Source organism: Blautia sp. MSK.20.85 (assembly GCF_013317245.1).
Lineage (GTDB): Bacteria > Bacillota > Clostridia > Lachnospirales > Lachnospiraceae > Blautia_A.
In genome coordinates this window covers 38,514-60,416 of record NZ_JAAIUN010000016.1, presented here as the reverse complement: position 1 = coordinate 60,416, position 21,903 = coordinate 38,514, and the positions used below count along the sequence as shown (strand labels likewise).

At 46.1% G+C, this 21,903-nt stretch carries 18 protein-coding genes; 14 read left to right on the top strand and 4 right to left on the bottom strand.

The window, feature by feature from the left end; genetic code table 11:
* Positions 1–23: 23 nt before the first annotated feature.
* Positions 24–1,787, bottom strand: a complete 1,764-nt coding sequence (locus G5B12_RS10300) for an ABC transporter ATP-binding protein (RefSeq protein WP_174088162.1) — start codon at positions 1,785–1,787, stop codon at positions 24–26.
* Positions 1,784–3,550 carry an ABC transporter ATP-binding protein gene (locus tag G5B12_RS10295; RefSeq protein WP_174088161.1) on the bottom strand — a complete coding sequence of 589 codons (1,767 nt, stop codon included), beginning with the start codon at positions 3,548–3,550 and terminating at the stop codon, positions 1,784–1,786. Before G5B12_RS10295 ends, G5B12_RS10300 begins: the two co-directional genes overlap by 4 nt.
* A 307-nt stretch (positions 3,551–3,857) precedes the next feature.
* Here G5B12_RS10295 and G5B12_RS10290 point away from each other — a divergent pair, with 307 nt between their 5' ends.
* A complete protein-coding gene (locus G5B12_RS10290; protein ID WP_174088159.1) occupies positions 3,858–4,730 on the top strand; it encodes a LysR family transcriptional regulator in 873 nt (290 codons plus the stop codon).
* Here G5B12_RS10290 and G5B12_RS10285 read toward each other — a convergent pair.
* A complete protein-coding gene (locus G5B12_RS10285) occupies positions 4,720–6,879 on the bottom strand; it encodes a SulP family inorganic anion transporter (protein ID WP_174088157.1) in 2,160 nt (719 codons plus the stop codon). The genes G5B12_RS10290 and G5B12_RS10285 overlap by 11 nt on opposite strands.
* 206 nt (positions 6,880–7,085) lie before the next feature.
* Here G5B12_RS10285 and mnmA point away from each other — a divergent pair, with 206 nt between their 5' ends.
* Entirely contained in the window at positions 7,086–8,174 is a 1,089-nt protein-coding gene (mnmA, locus tag G5B12_RS10280; protein WP_174088155.1) for a tRNA 2-thiouridine(34) synthase MnmA, read from the top strand.
* 261 nt (positions 8,175–8,435) lie between these two features.
* Positions 8,436–9,743, top strand: coding sequence for an O-acetylhomoserine aminocarboxypropyltransferase/cysteine synthase family protein (locus G5B12_RS10275; RefSeq protein ID WP_174088153.1), 1,308 nt, complete (start codon positions 8,436–8,438; stop codon positions 9,741–9,743).
* Positions 9,744–9,919: 176 nt separating this feature from the next.
* On the opposite strand, the gene G5B12_RS10270 is transcribed toward G5B12_RS10275, so the two are convergent.
* Entirely contained in the window at positions 9,920–10,771 is an 852-nt protein-coding gene (locus G5B12_RS10270; protein WP_021976277.1) for a polysaccharide deacetylase family protein, read from the bottom strand.
* 768 nt (positions 10,772–11,539) lie between these two features.
* Between G5B12_RS10270 and eno the strand changes: the two genes are divergently transcribed.
* The 11 genes from eno (at position 11,540) to dxr (ending at position 21,893) form a co-directional block, all read left to right on the top strand.
* Positions 11,540–12,889, top strand: a complete 1,350-nt coding sequence (gene eno, locus G5B12_RS10265) for a phosphopyruvate hydratase (RefSeq protein ID WP_021976278.1) — start codon at positions 11,540–11,542, stop codon at positions 12,887–12,889.
* A gap of 70 nt (positions 12,890–12,959) precedes the next feature.
* Entirely contained in the window at positions 12,960–13,193 is a 234-nt protein-coding gene (secG, locus tag G5B12_RS10260; protein WP_021652956.1) for a preprotein translocase subunit SecG, read from the top strand.
* 178 nt (positions 13,194–13,371) lie between these two features.
* Positions 13,372–15,633 (top strand): ribonuclease R, encoded by a 2,262-nt coding sequence (gene rnr, locus G5B12_RS10255; RefSeq protein WP_174088151.1) that lies wholly within the window; start codon positions 13,372–13,374, stop codon positions 15,631–15,633.
* 11 nt (positions 15,634–15,644) lie between these two features.
* Positions 15,645–16,115 carry an SsrA-binding protein SmpB gene (gene smpB / locus G5B12_RS10250; protein ID WP_021652954.1) on the top strand — a complete coding sequence of 157 codons (471 nt, stop codon included), beginning with the start codon at positions 15,645–15,647 and terminating at the stop codon, positions 16,113–16,115.
* Positions 16,116–16,165: 50 nt separating this feature from the next.
* Positions 16,166–16,657, top strand: a complete 492-nt coding sequence (locus tag G5B12_RS10245) for an acyl-CoA thioesterase (protein WP_021976281.1) — start codon at positions 16,166–16,168, stop codon at positions 16,655–16,657.
* 150 nt (positions 16,658–16,807) lie between these two features.
* On the top strand, positions 16,808–17,860 hold the full coding sequence (locus G5B12_RS10240; protein ID WP_174088149.1) for a hypothetical protein: 1,053 nt from the start codon (positions 16,808–16,810) through the stop codon (positions 17,858–17,860).
* 14 nt (positions 17,861–17,874) lie between these two features.
* A complete protein-coding gene (pyrH, locus tag G5B12_RS10235) occupies positions 17,875–18,570 on the top strand; it encodes a UMP kinase (protein ID WP_021976283.1) in 696 nt (231 codons plus the stop codon).
* A 45-nt stretch (positions 18,571–18,615) separates the two neighbouring features.
* A complete protein-coding gene (gene frr / locus G5B12_RS10230) occupies positions 18,616–19,167 on the top strand; it encodes a ribosome recycling factor (protein WP_021976284.1) in 552 nt (183 codons plus the stop codon).
* Positions 19,168–19,233: 66 nt separating this feature from the next.
* The gene (locus tag G5B12_RS10225) at positions 19,234–19,941 is read left to right on the top strand and encodes an isoprenyl transferase (RefSeq protein ID WP_021976285.1); all 708 of its coding nucleotides are present in this window, start codon (positions 19,234–19,236) and stop codon (positions 19,939–19,941) included.
* Between the two features lie 3 nt (positions 19,942–19,944).
* Entirely contained in the window at positions 19,945–20,739 is a 795-nt protein-coding gene (locus tag G5B12_RS10220) for a phosphatidate cytidylyltransferase (RefSeq protein ID WP_118064215.1), read from the top strand.
* Positions 20,740–20,750: 11 nt separating this feature from the next.
* Positions 20,751–21,893: a 1-deoxy-D-xylulose-5-phosphate reductoisomerase gene (dxr, locus tag G5B12_RS10215; RefSeq protein WP_021976287.1), complete on the top strand. Its 1,143-nt coding sequence runs from the start codon at positions 20,751–20,753 to the stop codon at positions 21,891–21,893.
* The last annotated feature ends 10 nt before the right edge of the window (positions 21,894–21,903 follow it).

Below are 21,903 nucleotides of genomic sequence, written 5' to 3'. Positions count from 1 at the left end.
TTGAATTTTATAAATTCGATATTTTATTCAGAAACTTTCACAAATTGGCTGTTATAAAGCTTCTGATAGAATCCGCCTTTTGCCATAAGTTCCTCATGATTTCCCTGCTCAATGATGCTTCCGTCTTTCATGACAAGGATCTCATCCGCATTACGGATGGTAGAGAGACGGTGGGCAACGATGAAGCTTGTTCTGCCCTGCATCATCCGGTCGAAAGCTTCCTGGATCAGCATTTCGGTTCGTGTATCAATGCTGGAGGTTGCCTCGTCAAGGATCAGCATTGGTGGCAGGCACAGCATGACACGGGTGATACAGAGAAGCTGTTTCTGTCCCTGGCTTAAGCTGTCTTCATAGAGAATGGTATCCAGGCCATTTGGAAGACGGCGGATAAATTCCCAGCTGTGGGACATTTTTGCTGCCTGGATCACTTCCTCATCAGAAGCATCCGGTTTTCCGATACAGATGTTGTCGCGGACAGTTCCATGTTTGATCCAGGTATCCTGGAGAACCATGCCATAGCTTCCGCGGAGGGCATGTCTGGAAACTTCGGTGATCGGTTTTCCGTCTACGGAGATACTTCCGCCGGTGACGTCGTAGAAACGCATTAGCAGGTTGATAAAAGTTGTCTTACCACAGCCGGTAGGACCTACGATGGCGATTCGTCGGCCAGGCTCTGTGTGAAGGTTAAATCCTTCAATGAGAGGTTTGTCCTCTTCGTAGCGGAAAGAAATATTCTGGATATCTACGGCACCTTTTACATCATCAAGAGTTCCGGACGGGTCCGGGCTTTCCGGTTCTTCTTCCAGAAGGTCAAAGATCCTGGTAGCGCAGGCCAGAGCGTTCTGAAGCTCTGTAATCACGGAGCTGATATCATTAAATGGTTTCATGTACTGGTTAGCATAGGCCAACAGGACGGAAAGCCCACCTATCGTCAGATGACCGCCCGGGATCAGGAATGCACCTACAAGAGCTACACCTGCATAGATGATGTTGTTGACACATCGTGTGGACGGGTTGGTGAGACTGCTGTAAAAAACAGCTTTCTGGCTGGCATTTCGAAGCTCCTCGTTGATCGAAGCGAAACGCTCCGAAGAACGGTTCTCATAGCCAAATGCCTGAACCACTTTCTGATTTCCAATCATTTCCTCGATCAGTGCAGTCTGACGTCCACGGGCATCACTCTGTGCACGGAACATCTGGAAGGAATGGGAGGAGATGAATTTTGCCACAAAAAAGCTCACCGGTGTCAGGACAATGACCATCAGTGTGATCCACACGTTTTTGGAAAACATGAAGATCAAAGTTCCGATGATGGTGATGATACCGGAAAACAGCTGTGTAAATCCAAGGAGCATACCATCGGAAAGAATATCTGTATCCGCAATGACACGGCTGATGATATCACCGGTGCTGTGTCCGTCCAGGTAGGACAGCGGAAGTTTCTGGATATGGCGGATGGATTTCGCGCGGATATCCTGTACTGTGCGGTAGGTCATACGGTTGTTGATGATGCTCATGATCCAGGTGGCAATACCGGAAAGCACGATCATGACAAGAATACGGGAAAGATAGAATCCCATTCTGCCAAAATCAACTTCATGGGCAGCAACCACCTCATCAATGGCATAGCCGAAAAGTACGGGAACATACAGCTGCAAAATTACGGTAACTGCGGCAAGGATTACACTTAAGACAAGAAGGAAACGGTATTTTCCGATAAAGCGGAGCACCTTGAAGAAGGTTGCCATGCTGTTTTTGTTCTGGGATTTTTTGTATGTTTTACTCATGCCAGGACCTCCTTTCCCGTTGCTTTTTCATATTTGATCCGTTCTTCCGGGAACTGTGAGAAAAAGATCTCACGGTAAGTTTCACAGGTGGAAACCAGCTCCTGGTGGGTCCCTTTTCCGGCGAGCTGGCCATCGTCCAGTACCAGGATCAGATCGGCCTGACGGATGCTGGCTGCTCTCTGGGATACCAGGAAGGTGGTGGTGTTTCCGCCAAGCTGGTGGAGGGATTTCCGAAGTGCCGCATCTGTGGCAAAGTCAAGAGCACTGGCACTGTCATCCAGGATCAGGATCTCAGGTTTTTTCACAAGAGCACGGGCGATGGTAAGACGCTGGCGCTGTCCTCCGGAAAGGTTCCGGCCGTTCTGCTCCAGGCGGAAATCCAGCTGTCCCTGTTTCTTTTCCACGATCTCACTGGCCTGGGCAGTAGTAAGAGCCTCCCACATTTCCTCATCTGTGGCATCTTCCCGTCCCCAGCTTAAGTTTTCACGGATGGTTCCCTGGAAAAGAGCTGCTTTCTGAGGAACCACGCCGATCTTTTCACGGAGCTCTTTCTGAGAGTAGGTCTGTACATTCTGGCCGTCAAGGGTGACGGTTCCACTGCTTGCGTCATAGAAACGGGCGATGAGATCCACAAGGGTGGACTTACCGCTTCCGGTACCGCCGATGATTCCAATGGTAGAGCCTTTTTTTGCGGAAAAAGTGATGTCCGAAAGGCTGGGTGCGCCGGTTCCTGCATAGGAGAAGGTCACATGGTCAAAAGCAACGGCACAGTCGTTCTTTGCAGCTACCGGTGCGGAAGTTTTCTCCGGGTAGGCCATGGTGGAATCTACTTTCAGGATTCCGGCAACACGGTCTGCACAGGCCATGGATTTGTTCAGGGTAATGATCAGGGAAGCAAGTTTGATCAGCTCCACGATCATCTGTGCCATGTAGTTGTAAAGGGCAACGACTTCACCCTGCTGCATGTTTCCCAGATTGACCTGTACACCTGCAGTCTGAATCAGGATTACGGTTGCGATATTGATTAGTACATAGGTGGCCGGATTTAAAAGTGCGGAGATTTTTCCCACAAATTCATTCAGTTTTGTGAGAGCAAGGTTGCTTTCGTCAAACTCTGCAACTGCGTGATCTTCCCGGCAGAATGCACGGATCACACGGACACCGGTCAGATTTTCTCTGGTAAGGCGTGTGACAGTATCCAGGCGTCCCTGTACTTTTTTAAAAAGAGGGATACTTAAGAACATGATCACAAAGACAACCAGGAACAGTACCGGGATGGCAACTACGAAGATCAGTGCACAGCGCACGTTGATGGTAAAGGCCATCACCATGGCACCGAAAACAATAAACGGGCTTCGAAGAAGAAGACGAAGGCCCATGTTTACACCGTTCTGTACCTGGTTTACGTCGTCGGTCAGACGGGTGATCAGGGTATCGGTTCCAAGGGTATCCAGTTCCGTATAGGAAAGCTTCTGGATGTGGTCAAAAACTGCCTGCCGTACTTCTGTGGCAAAACCTACGCTGGCTTTTGCCGCAAAAAACTGGGCCGTGATGCTGACTGCCAGTCCTGCGGCAGCCATCAATATCAGGATAAAGAATTTCTGTACGATGTAGCCGTGGTCGTTATGGGCAATACCCACATCAATGATCTGGGCAATGACGATAGGCACCAGCAGGTCAAACACAACTTCCAGAAACTTGAAAAAAGGAGCCAGAATGCTTTCTTTTTTGTAGTTTCGAAGATATTTTGCGAGTGTTCGCATTTCTTTTTCTTTCCTCCATTTCCTTTTTATTACAATAAACCTCTGTTATTATACTCCCTTCGGGATGATACGTATAATATTGTTTTTAATGTATTATAATATAAAAATTATATTGAAGAAAACGTGAGTTTATGGGAAGATGATCATAGTATCTGCAAAAATGAAAAAATCATTAGTATGCAGTACAGAAGAATATAGATTGCGAATATCCGCTTGACACAAAGACAGAGAGTGTTTGATGCGGATCATCCGGGAACGGAATGCGGAAATTACAGAAATTATTATATGCAATTAAAAGGAGAAGGATATGGAGATCAGACAGTTGGAATATTTTCATGAGATTGCGGCAACGGGAAGTATCCATGAAGCTGCAAGAAGACTGAATATGTCCCAGCCGCCCTTAAGCTACCAGATCAAACAGCTGGAAGCAGAGCTGAATGTGAAGCTTTTTGAGCGGACCAGGGCAGGGGTGACACTGACAGAAGCGGGAAAGCTTCTTTATGACAGGACGGAGAATATTTTAAATTATGTCCGTTCCACAGAGCTGGAAGTATCCAAGACAGGGAAAAAGCAGGTCTTACGTATCGGGATCACGCCCACCACAGTAACCACCATTATGCCTTATATTTCCAGATTTTCCAGGGAAAATTCCGATGTAAACTTTGAGGTGCGGGATGCCATTACCTTCACACTTCTGAACTATCTTATGGATGGGATCATTGATGTCTCTGTGGTGCGGACACCTATCAAGCTGGAGGGATTAAATTATCTGGAGCTTTCGGAAGAACCCATGATCGCAGTCCTTCCCCCGGCATTCCCGGAAAACAGGACAAAAAAAGAGGGCATCAGCCTTAAGAAACTGACTGGACGCCCTCTTATTATTTACCGGCGATACGAAGAATTTCTGATGAAAGCCTTTGGAGAAAAAAATCTCCAGCCGGATATTTTCTGTGTCTGCGACGATCCCAGAGATGCTATGCTCTGGGTGCAGGAAGGCCTTGCCACTGCCGTTTTTCCAAGATCCATGGAAGACCTCTGTACAGATCTTCCGATCCGGATCATCGAAGAAGAGAAGCTTACGACTAGGATCCTTCTTGCCTGGAAAAAAGACCGCAGGCCTTCCGCTGTAATGCAGGAGTTTATCAATATCTGTGAGGAATATAAAGAAATCAGTCTTTGAGATGTTCCTCTTTCCAGTGTTTCCACTTCTGAACGGCTTCCGGATTCTGTTTCTCCAGCCGTTCTTCCAGTTTCTTTCTGCGCTGTTCCAGCCGTTCCAGAACTTCCGGGTGTTCGGCCAGGATCTTTTCTTTCAGTTTGCCACGGCGTTTTTCCAGAAGCTGAAGGATCAGTCTCCGGTCGGAAGTCAGCTCTTCCGGCAGTTCGTCCATATGTAACTCGATCCTTCGGAGAAGTTCATCTTCATCCAGAAGCCCCAGGCCATGCCAGTTATCCAGAAGTTCTTCCAGACCTTCTTCGGAGAGACGTTCAATATCCGGGATCTGATGTAACTGTTCGATAATGTGATGGACAGATTTCTCGATCTCTTTTACCGCATCATCTCCGAAAGCCCAGGCAAACTCTTCCAGGGTATCTTCTTCCTCTGCCGGGAGAAAGGCGATGCTGCGGCGGAGAAGTTTTGCCTCGTCCTCCTTTGGAACATCCAGTTCATAAGGAGCTTCGATCCCTGCGTCATGTAAGGCGGCAAGAATGGTACGGCGGACCATACCGTCCTTGATCATATGGCCGATGCCGAACTGACGCAGCTGGTCATTGATCTGAGTGGAATGTTCGGTGAGGTAAAAACGGATCCCTCGTTTTTTCAGGCTTGCAGAGATGGCATCCAGCCGGTCGGCAGCAGTAACGTCAATGCTGTTGATGGCACTGGCATCTACGATCACCACTTTTGTATCTTTCTGGATGCTGTTTTCAATATCTTCCTGAAAGATCTTTACATTTGCGAAAAACAGGTTCTCACTGAAACGGTAGATGACAACGTCTTTGATGGGATAGGCGTAACGGTTTCTGGAAAGATCAAAATAAACATCTCTGCCCGGGATCATACCACGGAAAGAGCGTGGCGGGTTGGTAGCTTTCAGGATCACAGCTACGAAAGAGAGCAGGATGCCGATGATAACGCCATAGATGGTTCCAAGGCAGAGCACGCTGAAACCGGCAGCCATAAAAATGTAAAATTCTGTGCGGCTCACCTTGAAAAGACGTACAGCCAGATGGGTTTCCACCACATCCATCAGAGCAGAGATCACAATGGCTGTCAACACAGGAACCGGAAGATATCCGATAAATCCGGTGCCAAAAAGAAGGATCAGAGCCATGGTGATCCCGGCAGTGATGGAAACTGCCTGAGATTTTCCTCCGTACTGTTCATTGAGAGAGGTACGGGAAATACTGCCGTTTACCGGGCAGCATCCAACAGCGGAAGCCGCAATGTTTCCCGCTGCACAGGACAGGATCTCCTGACGGTCGTTCAGCTTGTAGTCATTGCGAAAGGCGAAAGTGTTTTCTGCAAGAAGGGTTTCCGCCATAATGACAACGGCAACCATAAGGCCGCGGCCTGCTGCCTGGGTCAGATCAACATTTCCGAAATCCGGGATCACCAGGGAAGGAAGGCCACGTTCTACAGACTGCAAAAGCACAACGCCCTTTTCATCCACATGAAAAACAACGGTGGAGAGAACACCCAGGGCCATGATCGCGATGGCCATGGGGAATTTCGGCGCCAGTTTTTTGAATATGCGGATCAGTATCAGCGCACCAAGTCCCATGCAGAGGGAAAGCCAGCTTATATTTTTTGCGGCAGCGAAGATATGCTCTGCCAGCTCCAGAAGTTCACCGGAACCTGCCGGGCTTCCCATCAGTTTCGGGATCTGCATCAGGATGATGGTGACTGCGATACCGCTGATAAAACCACCCATTACCGGTGTGGAGATGAAATCTACGATCTTATCCGCATGGAGCAGGAAGAACACAAACAGCCACAGGCCTGCAAAAAGTGCAATGGCAGGGACATAATCCATGGCAGCTTCCGATTCCGCGGCAATGCCAAGGGTAGACAGCGCGCCGCCTACAATGGCAGCAGGTGCCGCGTCAACGCCGAAGATAAACTGCCTTGAAGTGGAAAAGAGCGCAAACAGCAGGATTGGCAGAACAGAACCATACAGTCCGTATATCGCCGGAATTCCGGAAATCTGGGCATATCCCATGGAGATAGGAATGGAAACTGCGGCGATGATGATACCGGAAAAAATATCTTTGAGAAGGTATTCTTTCCGGTATCCCCGCAGCGTGGAAAACAGGGAAAGCTTCATATAGTCACATCCTTTTCTGAAAAATATTTTCTATTATATACCAAAGAGAGCCTGCGGGAAAGAAGCAAAGCAAAGGTTCCGGGTGAAAAATCGTGGACAAAGGATATCTGTCATATTATAATAAATGCGAAATTACAGCTGTGGGGATGCGAAATCCTGTACTTTTGCTGTGTGAAAAAGATCATCAATGAAAGGTTAAGATATAAATGAAAAAAGCGATCATAGCAATGAGCGGCGGTGTAGACAGCTCCGTGGCAGCTCTTTTAACAAAGGAATCCGGTGACGAGTGCATCGGCGCTACCATGAAACTTTACAACAACGAAGATATCGGTGTCCACAGGGAAAAGACCTGTTGTTCCCTGGACGATGTGGAGGATGCCAGAAGCGTGGCTTATCAGATGGATATGCCTTACTACGTATTTAATTTTACCGCAGATTTCCATACAGAAGTTATGGATCGTTTTGTGGAGGCCTACGAAAACGGATGCACACCCAATCCATGTATCGACTGTAACCGTTATCTGAAATTTGACAAAATGTTCCACCGTATGCAGGAGATCGGCTACGATTATATTGTAACCGGACATTATGCAAGAGTGGAGTACGATGAGAAACGGGACCGCTACCTTCTGAAAAAAGCAGTGGACGATACAAAGGATCAGTCATACGTTCTCTATATGCTGACCCAGGAACAGCTGGCACATGTAAAGCTTCCGCTTGGAGGTCTCCGGAAGGACCAGGTTCGTGTCATTGCCGAAAAACATGGCTTTATCAATGCCAGAAAACATGACAGCCAGGATATCTGCTTTGTGCCGGATGGCGATTATGCGAAATTTATCGAGAAATATACAGGCAAAAAAACACCGGAAGGTGATTTTGTAGATAAAGAAGGAAACTATATCGGACGCCATAAAGGAATCATCCATTATACCATCGGTCAGCGCCGTGGCCTTGGTATTCCGGCAGCCAGCCGTCTTTATGTCTGCGAGATCTCCCCGAAGACCAATACAGTTGTTCTCGGTGACAACGCAGATCTTTTCAGCAGTGAGCTTGAGGCAGATAGTGTAAACCTGATCTCCGTGGATAATTTAAGTGAGCCGAAGAGAGTGACTGCCAAGATCCGTTACCGTCATAAAGAGCAGCCAGCCACTGCATGGCAGACACCGGACGGCATCCTTCATGTGAAGTTTGATGAACCGCAGAGAGCGATCACAAAAGGCCAGGCTGTGGTAATGTATGACGGAGACGAAGTTGTAGGCGGTGGCGCTATAAATAAAATCTATAGCCAGTCATAAATAAAGGTGAGAACCTAAATAGATAAACCCCATTGACATACTAGGAAAAGGGTGATATGATTGCATCATCAAAAAACGGAGCACACAAAACAAGGTGAGCAACGTGATGATCAGGAGGAAATCATGAAGGTTTTACAGAAGTCAACAAGGGTGTTTATCGAAGAAAAGCGAATGTGTTGTTGTCGCTGATAAGCAGATGATCATAAGATAAGAAATTACTATTTTACCGAATATAAAAATAAAAGAAAAGAGGACAAACACATGAGCAAAATTACAAGAGATCAGAGAAAATTCAAATTTGAGACATTACAGCTTCACGTAGGACAGGAACAGCCGGATCCGGTTACAGATGCAAGAGCAGTACCAATCTACCAGACATCTTCCTATGTATTCCGCAACTGCGATCATGCAGCAGCACGTTTCGGACTTGCAGATGCCGGTAACATTTACGGACGTCTTACAAACCCGACAGAGGACGTATTCGAGAAGAGGATCGCAGCACTTGAGGGTGGTTCGGCAGCACTTGCAGTAGCATCCGGTGCAGCAGCTATCACATACACGATCGAGAACCTTGCACAGCAGGGAGATCACATTGTAGCAGCCAAAAATATTTACGGCGGTACAACAAACCTTCTGGAGCATACGCTTCCGGCATACGGAATCACAACAACATTTGTTGATGTATTTAATCTCGAGGAAGTGGAGAATGCGATCCAGGAGAACACAAAAGCTGTTTATATTGAGACTCTTGGAAACCCAAATTCTGATGTTGTAGATATTGAGGCTCTTGCAAAAATCGCTCACAAACATAAAATTCCGCTTGTTGTAGATAATACATTTGCAACACCATACCTCGTAAGACCGATTGAGTACGGCGCAGATATCGTTGTTCATTCCGCAACAAAATTCATCGGTGGCCACGGAACTACTATTGGTGGTGTGATTGTAGAGAGTGGTAAGTTCGACTGGGAGGCATCCGGTAAATTTGCATCTCTTACAGAGCCAAATCCAAGCTATCATGGCGTAAGCTTCACAAAAGCATGCGGACCGGCTGCATTTGTTACAAAGATCCGTGCAATCCTTCTCCGTGACACAGGAGCAACCATTTCTCCAGTAAGCTCCTTCATCTTCCTTCAGGGACTTGAGACACTGTCTCTCCGTGTAGAGCGTCATGTTGAGAATGCACTGAAAGTTGTACAGTACCTGAACAACCATCCGCAGGTAGAGAAAGTTCATCATCCGTCTGTATCCACAGATCCAAGCCAGCAGGAACTTTACAAGAAATACTTCCCGAACGGCGGTGGTTCCATCTTTACATTCGAGATCAAGGGAGACGCACAGAAGGCAAAAGATTTCATCGACAACCTTGAGCTGATCTCACTTCTTGCAAACGTTGCAGATGTAAAATCTCTGGTTATCCATCCGGCTACTACAACACACAGCCAGTGCACAGAGGAAGAGCTTCTTGATCAGGGAATCAAACCAAACACAATCCGTCTTTCTATCGGAACTGAGAATATCGATGATATTATCCAGGATCTTGATGAGGCATTCAAAGCAGTTCAGTAAATAAGACAATTGAATAAGAAGAACACCTTCTAAATCAATAGCACAGAAAAATCTGCTCCGGGACGTATGAGAATATAGTTCCGGGGCAGATTTTTTATACGTTTATCTGGAAGATCCAGAAGCTGGAAGATCAGTGCTTGTGGTACTGAGGATGCACAGGGTATGTGCGATTTTTTTCAGGCGGCTTCTACAAGTTCTTCCAACGTTCCGAAAGTGTATCCCATCTCTTCCCATTTCGTCAGCAGTTCATCCAGGATGGAAGCGTTTGTAGAGGAAGTGCTGTGCAGCAGTACAATAGCGCCCGGATGGATCCGCCCCAGAAGTTTTTCAAAGGCTTCTTCTTTTGAGGGCTGTTTATCCTGATACCAGTCCACATAAGCCAGGCTCCAGAAAAACGTGTGATATCCCAGATCTTTTGCCATCTGGAGGTTTTCTGTACTGTAGATCCCCTGTGGCGGACGGTAAAATTTTGTCATTTCTTTTCCAGTTGCTTCTTTATAAAGAGCCTCCACATCTTCCAGCTGTTTCTGAAAAGCCTCTTTTGTGGAGATGCCGGACATATCCGGGTGGGTCATGGTGTGATTGCCAACGGTATGGCCTGCATCCACAATTTCCCGGATCAGTTCCGGTTTTTCCCGGATCAGAGTTCCCACAACAAAAAATGTGGCATGTACGTGATGTTTATGTAAGGCATCCAGAATGGCAGGTGTGTTTCCATTATCATAGCCTGCGTCGAAAGTGAGATATATTTTTTTCTCATCAGTATCATCTGCGTACCAGGCATTGTATTTTTTCAGTTCCTCTATGGAAGCATTTCCTGTAGGCCGTGTGCCCTTCTCCTGAAAACCAAGCCCCCAGTTTTCACTCTGAGAGGACAAAGAGGCAGAAGAGGGCTGGCTTTTTTTCATAAAATTCTGGTCGGATCGTGATCCGGAAGAAAAATGGGAAGAGATCTTTCCCACAAGACTGCCAAAAGCAAAAGCCATGACAAAGCAAAAGATAAGACGGTAGATATGTTTTCGTTTCATGGTAACCTCGGAGAAAATGGAGTTATTAATATGCTTATGAACGTACAGAGGAAGATATGAATATAGATGATAATGAGACTATGTTCAGCAAAATATGATGGATGAGTACATAAATGTACATTTAGCGGAAAAGTTTTGTGATGGAATGATCTTTATAAAAATGGGATGGTCAACCAGAGAAAAATATGTAGTCATGCAGACTGTAAAAAAGTAGGATATTCAGGAGAGACAGGACAAAAATAGGCAAAAAATAAGAGTCATCAGCGATTCATTTCTTCTGCCGATGACTCTTTCAATTTTCATTATCCAATGGAATATACCTCTCATTTCTTAGATTTAAAACTTATACGGAATTAAAATTTACGTTCTCGGTGGTCCGTACCTCCTTGTTTTAATTATGATGGGAAATCTTTAAATCTTCTGGTGGACTGTACCTCTCTTTCTTAGATTATGGGAAGTAAGTTATGTTTTCGGTGGGTTCACGCTCCTTTTTGATTTGTTTTTTTGTTTTCCGTTTGTTTTATTTGATGGTTATACTATAACAGATAAAAACGATATTGTCAACACTAAATTTGAAAAATAATAAAAATAAATTAAAAGAGAAGAATAACTAAAATAAAATATCTAAAATATTCAGATAATATTGACGCCGGAGAATACGTATAGACCAAAACCTTTTCGGACAAGCTACCCTTATGAACATAAGAAGAGAACAAAAAAGCGCAGGAGATCATAAACAGTATTATTATTTTCAAGGAGGGAAAACTTATGCTACGTTATCTGCCTGTTCGAAAAGTTCACGCAAGACAGGTCCTGGATTCCAGGGGAAATCCTACGGTGGAAGCGGAAGTAACAGTAGGAGAAGGAATCATAGGAATCAACGGATTTACGGGAAGAGCCATGGTGCCGTCCGGAGCATCCACGGGGAAATTTGAGGCTGTGGAGCTGCGGGACGGAAACCGTGAGGAATATCTGGGCCAGAGTGTGAAAAAAGCGGTGGAGAACATCAATACCCGTCTGGCGGATGCCATCATCGGAGAAAATGCCCTGAACCAGGCATGGATCGATCATCTTCTGATCGAAACGGACGGAACGGAAAACAAAAGCAGTGCAGGAGCCAATGCCACACTGGCAGTATCCCTGGCAACGGCCCGTGCTGCAGCCGGTGCACTCCGGCTTCCTCTTTATCAGTACCTTGGAGGTTGTCATACCATGCAGCTTCCGGTGCCGATGATGAATATTTTAAATGGGGGAAAGCATGCGGACAACACCGTAGATCTTCAGGAATTTATGATCATGCCAACCGGGGCAGGGTGTCTGGAAAAAGGTATCCGTATGTGTGCGGAAGTTTACCAGCACTTAAAGCTCCTTCTCCGGGAAAAAGGACTTTCCACAGCAGTTGGTGATGAAGGAGGCTTTGCCCCGGATCTTCCGGATTCAGAGGAAGTGCTGACCCTGATCGTCCATGCAGTGGAAAAAGCAGGATACAAACCTGGTGAAGAGATCACTATTGCCATCGATGCAGCCTCCAGTGAACTTTATGATGAGGAAAAAGGCGTGTACTTTTTCCCAGGGGAGAGCCGCATGAAAGGGGAAAAGATCTACCGGGATGCCAGGGAGATGACAGAGTACTACGAGAAACTGGTGGGAAAATTTCCCATTGTTTCCATTGAGGATGGGCTCTGGGAGGATGACTGGGAAGGCTGGAAATACCTGACGGAACATCTGGGAAAAAAGGTCCAGCTTGTGGGAGATGATCTGTTTGTCACCAATATCAAACGTCTGCGCTGCGGTATTCAGCTTGAAGTCGCCAATGCCATCCTCATCAAGGTAAATCAGATCGGAACCCTCACGGAAACCCTGGATGCAGTGGAGATGGCCCAGCACGCGGGATATCGCGCGGTGATCTCCCACAGATCCGGCGAGACCGAGGATTCCTTTATCGCAGATCTGGCGGTAGCTTGCGGAGCCGGACAGATCAAAACAGGTGCGCCCTGCCGTTCGGACCGGAATGCCAAGTATAATCAGCTTCTGCGGATCCATGAACAGCTTGGGACCCTTGGAAGATATGCCGATCCTTTTGCAAAAAGATCTCAGAAAAAGCCCTGCATAAAATAAACGGAAAATGGTTGAAATCCCGGTTTAGCTATGGTAAAATAACCTCTAGTTGATTAGGAGGTGTAACCGCGTGAACATTTTGAAGATTATTCTGACTGTAATTTATGCAATAGATTGTATCGCTCTGACTGTTGTCGTACTGATGCAGGAGGGCAAGCAGCAGGGTCTTGGCTCTATCGCCGGAGTAGCTGATACTTACTGGGGTAAGAATAAGGGCCGTTCCATGGAAGGTGGTCTCGTAAGAGGTACCATTATCATGGGAGTTATTTTCTTTGTACTGTCAATCGTACTGAACATTATCTGATCTGCCAGGAGCAGAACAGAAGTTGGGAACACTCTTGCTGCGTTAGCATGCAGAAGAACCTCGGATGGAGACTTCTTTTGTTAATCAGCAGGAGTGTTTTTGCGTTGATACAGGGTCACGGGTGAGACTTCCTCTGGAATGATAACAGGGTAAAAATGAAATAGAAACAGGAGAAAATGTGAAAAGATCGAAAAATTTTGAAAAAAGAAAAAAGTTTATAATGGAGCTTCTGGGAGATCCGCTGTATAAACCTATGCGGCTGCGGGAGATAGCATCTCTCCTCCAGCTGGATAAGAGTGAGAAAAAAGAGCTTTTTGATGTGCTGGACGAGCTTTGTGCCCAGGGAAAGGCGGAAGTGGATAATAAAGGAAGATACAGCAAGGTTTCCGGCAAGCGCCGAGACAGACGGAAGAAAAAAGATGATCTGAAGGCAGAGAAGCAGGAGCGTGGCCGTAAGGGAAGAGAACGTAAGGAACATGAGAATGAGGAACGTCATTTTTCCGAGAAGGACGGAACTATCATGGAAGGAACGTTCATCGGCCATTACAAGGGTTTTGGATTCGTGGAAGTGGAAGACCAGGAACAGGATATTTTTATTCCGGAAAATGACACGGGAAGTGCCATGCATCAGGATAAGGTACAGATCCTTGTACGGAATGACCATAAAGAGGGCAAGCGTCCGGAAGGCGTTGTTCTGAAGGTTCTGGAGAGGGGAATGCCTTCGATTGTTGGAACATACCAGAGCAGCCGTGATTACGGCTTTGTGATCAGTGATAACCCCAAATTTTCCAAAGATATCTTTATTACCAGGAAAAATTCCATGGGGGCAAAAGATGGCGATAAGGTAGTTGCGGAAATCGTGGACTATGGTTCCAGAAACCGGAAGCCGGAAGGAAAGATCACAGAAGTGCTGGGAAATTTACGTTCACCGGGAACAGATATCCTTGCTATTGTGAAGAGTTTTAACATTCCAAGTGTATTTCCGGATAAGGTACTCCGTCAGGCAGACCGTGTCCCGGATCATGTGCAGGAAGCAGATATGGACGGAAGGCTGGATCTTCGGGATCTTGTTACGGTTACCATTGACGGCGAGGATGCAAAGGATCTGGACGATGCCATTTCACTTACAAAAGAAGACGGGATTTATCATCTTGGCGTACACATTGCCGATGTCAGTAATTATGTTCAGGGTGGCAGTGCCCTTGATCGGGAAGCACTGAAACGTGGAACGTCTGTCTACCTTGCAGACCGTGTGATCCCTATGCTGCCAGAGAGACTTTCCAATGGAATCTGTTCTCTGAACCAGGGACAGGATCGTCTTACTTTAAGCTGCCTGATGGATGTCAATGAAAAAGGTAAGGTAATTTCACATAAGATCGCGGAAACGGTGATCCGCGTAGATGAGCGTATGTGCTACACCGATGTGAAAAATATTCTGGAAGATACTGACGATGTGGCGAAGAAACGTTATGAATCCCTGATTCCCATGTTCTTTCTGATGAAGGAACTTTCCGGGATCTTACGCAGCCGCCGTCATACAAGAGGTTCCATTGATTTTGACTTTCCGGAAAGCAAGATCATTCTCAATGCTGCAGGGAAAGCTATTGACGTACAGCCATATGAAGCCAATGTGGCAACCAGGATCATTGAGGATTTTATGCTTCTTGCCAATGAAACCGTGGCGCAGGAATACTGTACCGGAGATTATCCGTTTGTATACAGAACTCATGAGAACCCGGATCCGGAAAAGATCGAAAGTCTTCTGATGCTTCTTCATAATGAAGGAGTTAATATACAGAAATCCGGGCAGGAGATCACACCAGGTGAGATCCAGGAGATCCTGGAAAGCATCGAGGGAATGCCAAATGAGGCACAGATCAGCCGTCTGACACTGCGTACCATGAAACAGGCGAAATATACCACCGAATGCAGCGGACATTTTGGCCTTGCGGCGAAATATTACTGCCATTTTACTTCTCCGATCCGAAGATATCCGGATCTTCAGATCCACAGGATCATTCATGACCGCCTGAGAGGCAGACTGGTAAGAGAAGGACGTACCGAGCATTACAAGGAGATCCTGGATGAAGTGGCACGCCAGTCCAGTGTGTGTGAACGGCGGGCAGATGAGGCGGAAAGAGAATCTGACAAGCTGAAGAAAGCAGAGTATATGTCCTATCATCTGGGCGAGGAGTATGAGGGAATTATCTCCGGTGTTACAGGATGGGGCCTTTATGTGGAACTTCCAAATACTGTGGAAGGACTGATCCATATCAACACATTACGGGATGATTATTATGTATTTGACCAGGATGCATATGAACTGCGGGGAGACATGACAGGAAAGATTTTCCGCCTTGGGCAGAAAGTCCGTGTCCGTGTGGCAGATGCGGATAAAATGCTGAAAACCGTGGATTTTGTTCTGGCCGAAGAAGACTGAAGGAGCGCGAAATGGCAAAAAAAACAGGAATGAAACTGATCGCAAATAATAAAAAGGCTTTTCATGACTATTTTATCGAGGACACCTATGAGGCCGGGATCGCACTGGCGGGAACCGAGGTAAAATCTTTACGTTCCGGCAAATGCAGCATCAAGGAGGCTTTTGTCCGGGTGGAAAACGGGGAGGTTTATGTATATGGAATGCATATCACTCCTTATGAAAAAGGAAATATTTTTAACAAAGATCCCCTTCGTGTGCGGAAACTGCTTCTGCACCGTTACGAGATCAATAAGATCGAAGCCAAATTAAAGGAAAAAGGACTGACCCTGGTACCTCTGAAGGTTTATTTCAAGGACAGTCTGGTAAAAATAGAGATCGGCATGGCACGTGGTAAAAAGCTTTATGATAAGCGCCAGGATATTGCCAAGAAAGATCAGAGAAGAGAAGCAGAGAGAGACTTTAAAGTGAAAAATCTTTATTAACCGACCGGTTTCTGCTGGAAAAAAATATGATAAAAAGTGGGGAATGAAAAATGGCAGAGGTACAGGAAAGACGTAAAAAAACGGTGGAAGCATCCATGACAGAACAGGTTCATCTGATCATGCAGCAGCATCTGAACGGAGGCGGAAGGCTTTTTGGCGGAGCGCTGATGCAGTGGCTGGATGAGGTTGCCGGTGTGGTGGCCATGCGGCATGCGGAAACCTATCGTGTGGTAACTGCCGCGGTGGACAATCTTCAGTTCAAGCATGCGATCTATGAGGGTGAGATCGTAGTACTTAAGGGATATGTGACGGATGTTGGAAGAACCTCCATGGAAGTCGAGATCGATACGTATGTGGAGCAGCCGGATGGTATGCGCCGTACTGTAAACCGGGCATTCTTTGTAATGGTAGCTGTAGATGAAAATCAGAAGCCGATCCAGGTACCTGAACTGATCATTACCACAGAAGCAGAAAAAGCCCGGAATGAAGCTGCAAAAATGCGCCGCGACATGCGGAAAAAAAGAAGAGAAAACGGCTTCTGACCGCAGATGTTTTAATTTTTGACATAGTCTGAAAAATCTAAAGATTCTGTGAAATTCAAACCGGTCAGGTTGACAAGAAAGTGATACTCTGTAATAATAGAAAGAGGTAAGCTGACAGCAAATAGAACCATTTTATATGGAGGAGATATAATGAAAAAACGTTATTTGATTCTTGCAGGAATTCTTGCGGCAAGTATGCTTGCGGCCGGATGCGGTAAGAAGAGTTCTGTGGCACCTGAGCAGAAAGTGGAAGCAACGGTGACACCGACTGTGACAGAAGCAGCGAAGTCTGATGTGGTAGAAATGCAGACATCTACAGACGATACAGCAAATATCAAGAATGTGATGGGAACCAAGAGCGAGACAACCACAAGTATTGTGTTCACAAATAAAATAGATTCTACAATCTCTGCGATTTATGTCCGCCCTACGAGAGATGACGGAGATGACAGTGATGAGACATGGGGCAGTGATCTTGTAAATGGTAAGTTTACACTGGCTTCCAATGACAAGGCTGTTTATTATATGGAAAAGAGCCAGAAAGATGACGATGGTAATGCAGTTACAAGCTTTGATGTGCGTGTGACATTTTCGGACGAAGATCAGAATGATTGCTTTTTCCGTCAGCTGCCGCTTCTGACAATTTCACAGCTGAATCTGTGCATGGATGGTGAAGGCGAAGATGGAATCCCATATGCTACATATCTGACAAGTGGAAGCACCAAGGAGGTTTCTACGTTGAAAGATGTAAAGGCAAGACTTGGTATTGAAGATGACAGTGAAGAGAGCGATTCCAGCGACAGCACGGATTCTACAGACAGTACTGACAGCACGGATAGTACAGATTCCAGCAGTACAGATTCCACATCTTCTTCTACGGATAACAGTGGAGATAATTCAGACAGCAGTGATTCCGGTAACGGCAGTGATTCTTCATCTTCATCGGATTCAGGATCGGATTCATCTTCAGAAACTCCGAATCCAACAGAAACTCCATCCAGTGATGATGATCCGGCTTCGGTAGCTGCTGGCTATATCGGTCGGTCCATGTCTGAACTTGAGAATGCATGCGGCAGCCCAAATGGCAGTGATTATGAGGACGAGCCGGAGTCCGGTAAGACAGGTTATTATTATTATGATACGTTTACGGTATCCACAACTTTTGACGATGACGGCAATGAAGTTGTATCCGGCGTATGGTAAAGGAGAATAAACATATGAAAAGAGTGTTACTGAAATTAAGCGGAGAGGCTCTTGCAGGAGAGCAGAAGAGAGGTTTTGATGAAGCAACTGTTACAGAGGTTGCCAAACAGATCAAGACGATCGTGGATGAAGGACTTCAGGTTGGTATCGTGATCGGAGGTGGAAACTTCTGGAGAGGACGTACCAGCGGAGCCATGGACAGAAGCAAGGCGGATCAGATCGGTATGCTTGCTACTATCATGAACTGTATCTATGTGTCTGACATTTGCAGATATGTGGGACTTAAGACAGAGGTGTTTACCCCGTTTGTATGTGGTGCATTTACCACTCTTTATTCCAAAGATGCTGTAGAAGAAAGCTTCGCAGAAGGGAAAGTTGTATTCTTTGCAGGTGGTACCGGTCATCCGTATTTTTCTACAGATACAGCTACAGTACTTCGTGCCGTTGAGATCGGTGCAGATGCCATTCTTCTTGCAAAGGCTGTTGATGGAATTTATGACAGCGATCCGAAGGTAAATCCGGATGCCAAGAAGTATGATGAGATTTCCATTGATGAAGTGGTTGCCAAGAAACTGGCAGCTATGGATCTTACCGCTTCCATCATGTGCATGGAGCAGAAGATGCCGATGCTGGTATTCGGTCTTGATGAAAAAGACAGCATCGTCAACACCGTACACGGTAAGTTCTCCGGAACAAAGGTAACTGTGTAATCGGAAGGGAATAATAAAAAATAACCATACAGGGAGATATGTGAAATGGATGAGAGAATTCAGGTATACGAAACAAAAATGGGAAAAACACTGAATGCTTTGGAGAGTGAGCTGACAACGATCAGAGCCGGTCGTGCAAACCCGCATATTCTTGACAAACTTACCGTAGATTATTATGGAGCACCGACTCCGATCCAGCAGGTTGCAAACATTTCTGTGCCGGAGGCACGTATGATCCAGATCCAGCCATGGGAATCCAGCATGATCAAAGCTATCGAGAAAGCAATTCTCTGCTCTGATCTGGGATTAAATCCGAACAACGATGGAAAAATGATCCGTCTTGTTTTCCCGGAGCTTACCGAGGAGCGTCGTAAAGAGCTGGTAAAAGACGTTAAGAAAAAAGGCGAAGGTGCCAAGGTTGCGGTAAGAAATATCCGTCGTGATGCCAACGATGCATTTAAAAAACTTGCAAAACAGGATGTTTCTGAGGACGAGATCAAAGAGCTTGAGGATCAGATCCAGAAACTTACAGATAAGTACATCAAGGAAGTTGACAAGGCGATTGAGAACAAGTCTAAAGAGATTCTGACTGTATAATTGTAAGAGATACGAGGATAAAGAGGGCTTCTTTGAAGAAGCTCTCTTTCTGTATGGAGGAGATTTATGAACGTACCAAATCATATTGCGATCATTCTGGATGGAAACGGACGGTGGGCAAAAGAACGTGGAATGCCCAGAACTTATGGACATGTAAAGGGATGTGCCAATCTTGAAAATATCTGTTACGATATTAAAGACCTGGGAGTGAAATACCTTACCGTTTACGCTTTTTCCACAGAAAACTGGAAACGTTCCAGGGAGGAAGTGGAGGCACTGATGAAACTGTTCCGCAGTTACCTTAAGAAATGTATCAAGATTTCCAAGAAAAATAATATGCGGATGAAAGTTATCGGAGATATTACTGCTTTTGCACCGGATATCCAGCAGAGTGTCCGGGAACTTGAGGAATATTCCAAAGATTTTGACGGAATTTATTTTCAGCTGGCATTAAATTACGGAAGCCGGGATGAGATCCGTCGTGGTATGCAGAAGATGGCACAGGATGTAAAAGACGGAAAAGTCGAGCCGGACAGCATTACAGAAGAGACTATTGAGAGCTATCTGGACACTGCCGGTGTACCGGATCCGGATCTGATGATCCGTACGAGCGGAGAGCAGCGCCTTTCCAATTTCCTGCTCTGGCAGCTGGCTTATTCGGAGTTTTATTTTACACCGGTTGCATGGCCGGATTTTAATAAAAAAGAGCTGATCAAGGCCATCGAGAAATATAATCAGAGGGACAGACGCTACGGCGGTGTCAAGGAGGAGTAGATCATGTTTAAGACAAGACTGATAAGCGGTATCATCCTTGTCATCATTGCCCTGGCAACTATTATTTCCGGCAGCTGGATCCTGTTTTTTACACTTCTGGCTGTTTCACTGATTGGAATGAGAGAGCTTTACAAGGTAATGAAGGTAAGTGATGAGCACGTTACCGTGTTGGAACTTGTGGGATATCTTGGAGCAGTGCTTTATTATATTGCCATGAGATTTGATTTTGGAAGTTATGGAACAATGGCGATCATCATCAGTATGATCCTGATCCTGTTTGTTTATGTATTCGGTTATCCGAAATACCGTGCGGAACAGGTGATGGCAGCATTTTTCGGAATGGTGTATGTTGCGGTGATGCTTTCCTTTATCTATCTTACCAGAAACCTTCCGGATGGAAAATTCCTGGTATGGCTGATATTTTTATGCTCCTGGGGTTGTGATACCTGTGCCTACTGTGTGGGAATGCTCATTGGCAAACATAAGATGGCTCCGGTTTTAAGCCCTAAGAAATCTATCGAGGGAGCAGTAGGCGGTGTTGTGGGAGCGGCGCTTCTTGGAGTGATCTATGCAGCGGCCACACAGGGAAAAATGGCAGAGTATGCCCTGATCTGTGCAGTTGGAGCGCTGATCTCCATGGTAGGTGATCTGGCAGCATCTGCCATCAAGAGAAATCAGAACATCAAGGACTATGGTAAGCTGATCCCGGGCCATGGAGGAATCCTGGACCGTTTTGACAGCGTGATCATCACAGCTCCTGTTATTTACTATCTTGCAAAAACCATTCTTGGAATTTAGGAGATATTGAAATGAAAAATATTGCAATCTTAGGTTCTACCGGCTCCATAGGAACCCAGACACTGGATGTGGCAAGAAAAAACGAAGACCTTCGTGTTGTTGCAGTCAGTGCGGGAAAAAGTGTGGAGAAACTGGAAGAGCAGATCCGGGAATTTCACCCGATTTTGGCAGCGGTCTGGGATGAAAAGGCAGCCCGGGACCTGAAAACACGTATTGCGGATACTGACACAAAGGTAGTCAGCGGAATGGAAGGGCTTCTGGAACTTGCGTCCATGCCGGAATCCGATATCCTGGTCACTGCGATCGTGGGAATGATCGGGATCCGTCCTACCATGGAGGGAATCCGTGCCGGAAAGGATATTGCCCTGGCCAATAAAGAGACTCTTGTCACGGCAGGTCATCTGATCATGCCAATGGCAAGAGAATATGGTGTATCCATCCTTCCGGTAGATAGTGAACACAGCGCCATTTTCCAGGCTATCCACGGAGAAGAAAACAAAGAGATCCATAAACTTCTGATCACGGCATCCGGCGGCCCGTTCCGCGGACGTACTACAGAAGAGCTTCGAAATGTCACGGTTGCAGATACTCTGAAACATCCAAACTGGGTAATGGGACGGAAGATCACCGTAGATTCCGCGACCCTGGTAAACAAGGGCCTGGAAGTTATGGAAGCCAGATGGCTGTTTGATATGGATCTGGATCATATCCAGGTGGTGGTGCAGCCGCAGAGCATCATTCATTCCATGGTGGAATTTAAAGACGGCGCGATCATGGCACAGCTTGGAACTCCGGATATGAGACTCCCGATCCAGTACGCTCTGTACTATCCACACAGACGTTATCTGGATGGAGACCGTCTTGATTTCACGAAACTCCGTGAGATCACATTTGAGGTTCCGGATATGGACACATTCCGCGGACTTCCTATGGCAATCCAGGCATCCCGGGAAGGGGGAAGTATGCCGACTGTCTTTAATGCGGCCAATGAGCTTGCAGTAAAGAAATTCCTGGAAGAAAAGATTGGCTTTCTGGATATTTATGAGATTATTGCACAGTCTATGGAAAGACATAAAAAAATCGCGCATCCGGATCTGGATGAGATCCTTTCTGTAGAGCAGGATACTTACCAGTGGATCGAAAGCAGGTGGTAAATTGAGATTT

Bases quoted from the DNA above. Each gene is read 5' to 3' on its own strand.
- G5B12_RS10300 (WP_174088162.1), bottom strand. From the start codon at position 1,787: ATGAGTAAAACATACAAAAAATCCCAGAACAAAAACAGCATGGCAACC.
- G5B12_RS10295 (WP_174088161.1), bottom strand. From the start codon at position 3,550: ATGCGAACACTCGCAAAATATCTTCGAAACTACAAAAAAGAAAGCATT.
- G5B12_RS10290 (WP_174088159.1), top strand. From the start codon at position 3,858: ATGGAGATCAGACAGTTGGAATATTTTCATGAGATTGCGGCAACGGGA.
- G5B12_RS10285 (WP_174088157.1), bottom strand. From the start codon at position 6,879: ATGAAGCTTTCCCTGTTTTCCACGCTGCGGGGATACCGGAAAGAATAC.
- mnmA (WP_174088155.1), top strand. From the start codon at position 7,086: ATGAAAAAAGCGATCATAGCAATGAGCGGCGGTGTAGACAGCTCCGTG.
- G5B12_RS10275 (WP_174088153.1), top strand. From the start codon at position 8,436: ATGAGCAAAATTACAAGAGATCAGAGAAAATTCAAATTTGAGACATTA.
- G5B12_RS10270 (WP_021976277.1), bottom strand. From the start codon at position 10,771: ATGAAACGAAAACATATCTACCGTCTTATCTTTTGCTTTGTCATGGCT.
- eno (WP_021976278.1), top strand. From the start codon at position 11,540: ATGCTACGTTATCTGCCTGTTCGAAAAGTTCACGCAAGACAGGTCCTG.
- smpB (WP_021652954.1), top strand. From the start codon at position 15,645: ATGGCAAAAAAAACAGGAATGAAACTGATCGCAAATAATAAAAAGGCT.
- G5B12_RS10245 (WP_021976281.1), top strand. From the start codon at position 16,166: ATGGCAGAGGTACAGGAAAGACGTAAAAAAACGGTGGAAGCATCCATG.
- G5B12_RS10240 (WP_174088149.1), top strand. From the start codon at position 16,808: ATGAAAAAACGTTATTTGATTCTTGCAGGAATTCTTGCGGCAAGTATG.
- pyrH (WP_021976283.1), top strand. From the start codon at position 17,875: ATGAAAAGAGTGTTACTGAAATTAAGCGGAGAGGCTCTTGCAGGAGAG.
- frr (WP_021976284.1), top strand. From the start codon at position 18,616: ATGGATGAGAGAATTCAGGTATACGAAACAAAAATGGGAAAAACACTG.
- G5B12_RS10225 (WP_021976285.1), top strand. From the start codon at position 19,234: ATGAACGTACCAAATCATATTGCGATCATTCTGGATGGAAACGGACGG.
- G5B12_RS10220 (WP_118064215.1), top strand. From the start codon at position 19,945: ATGTTTAAGACAAGACTGATAAGCGGTATCATCCTTGTCATCATTGCC.
- dxr (WP_021976287.1), top strand. From the start codon at position 20,751: ATGAAAAATATTGCAATCTTAGGTTCTACCGGCTCCATAGGAACCCAG.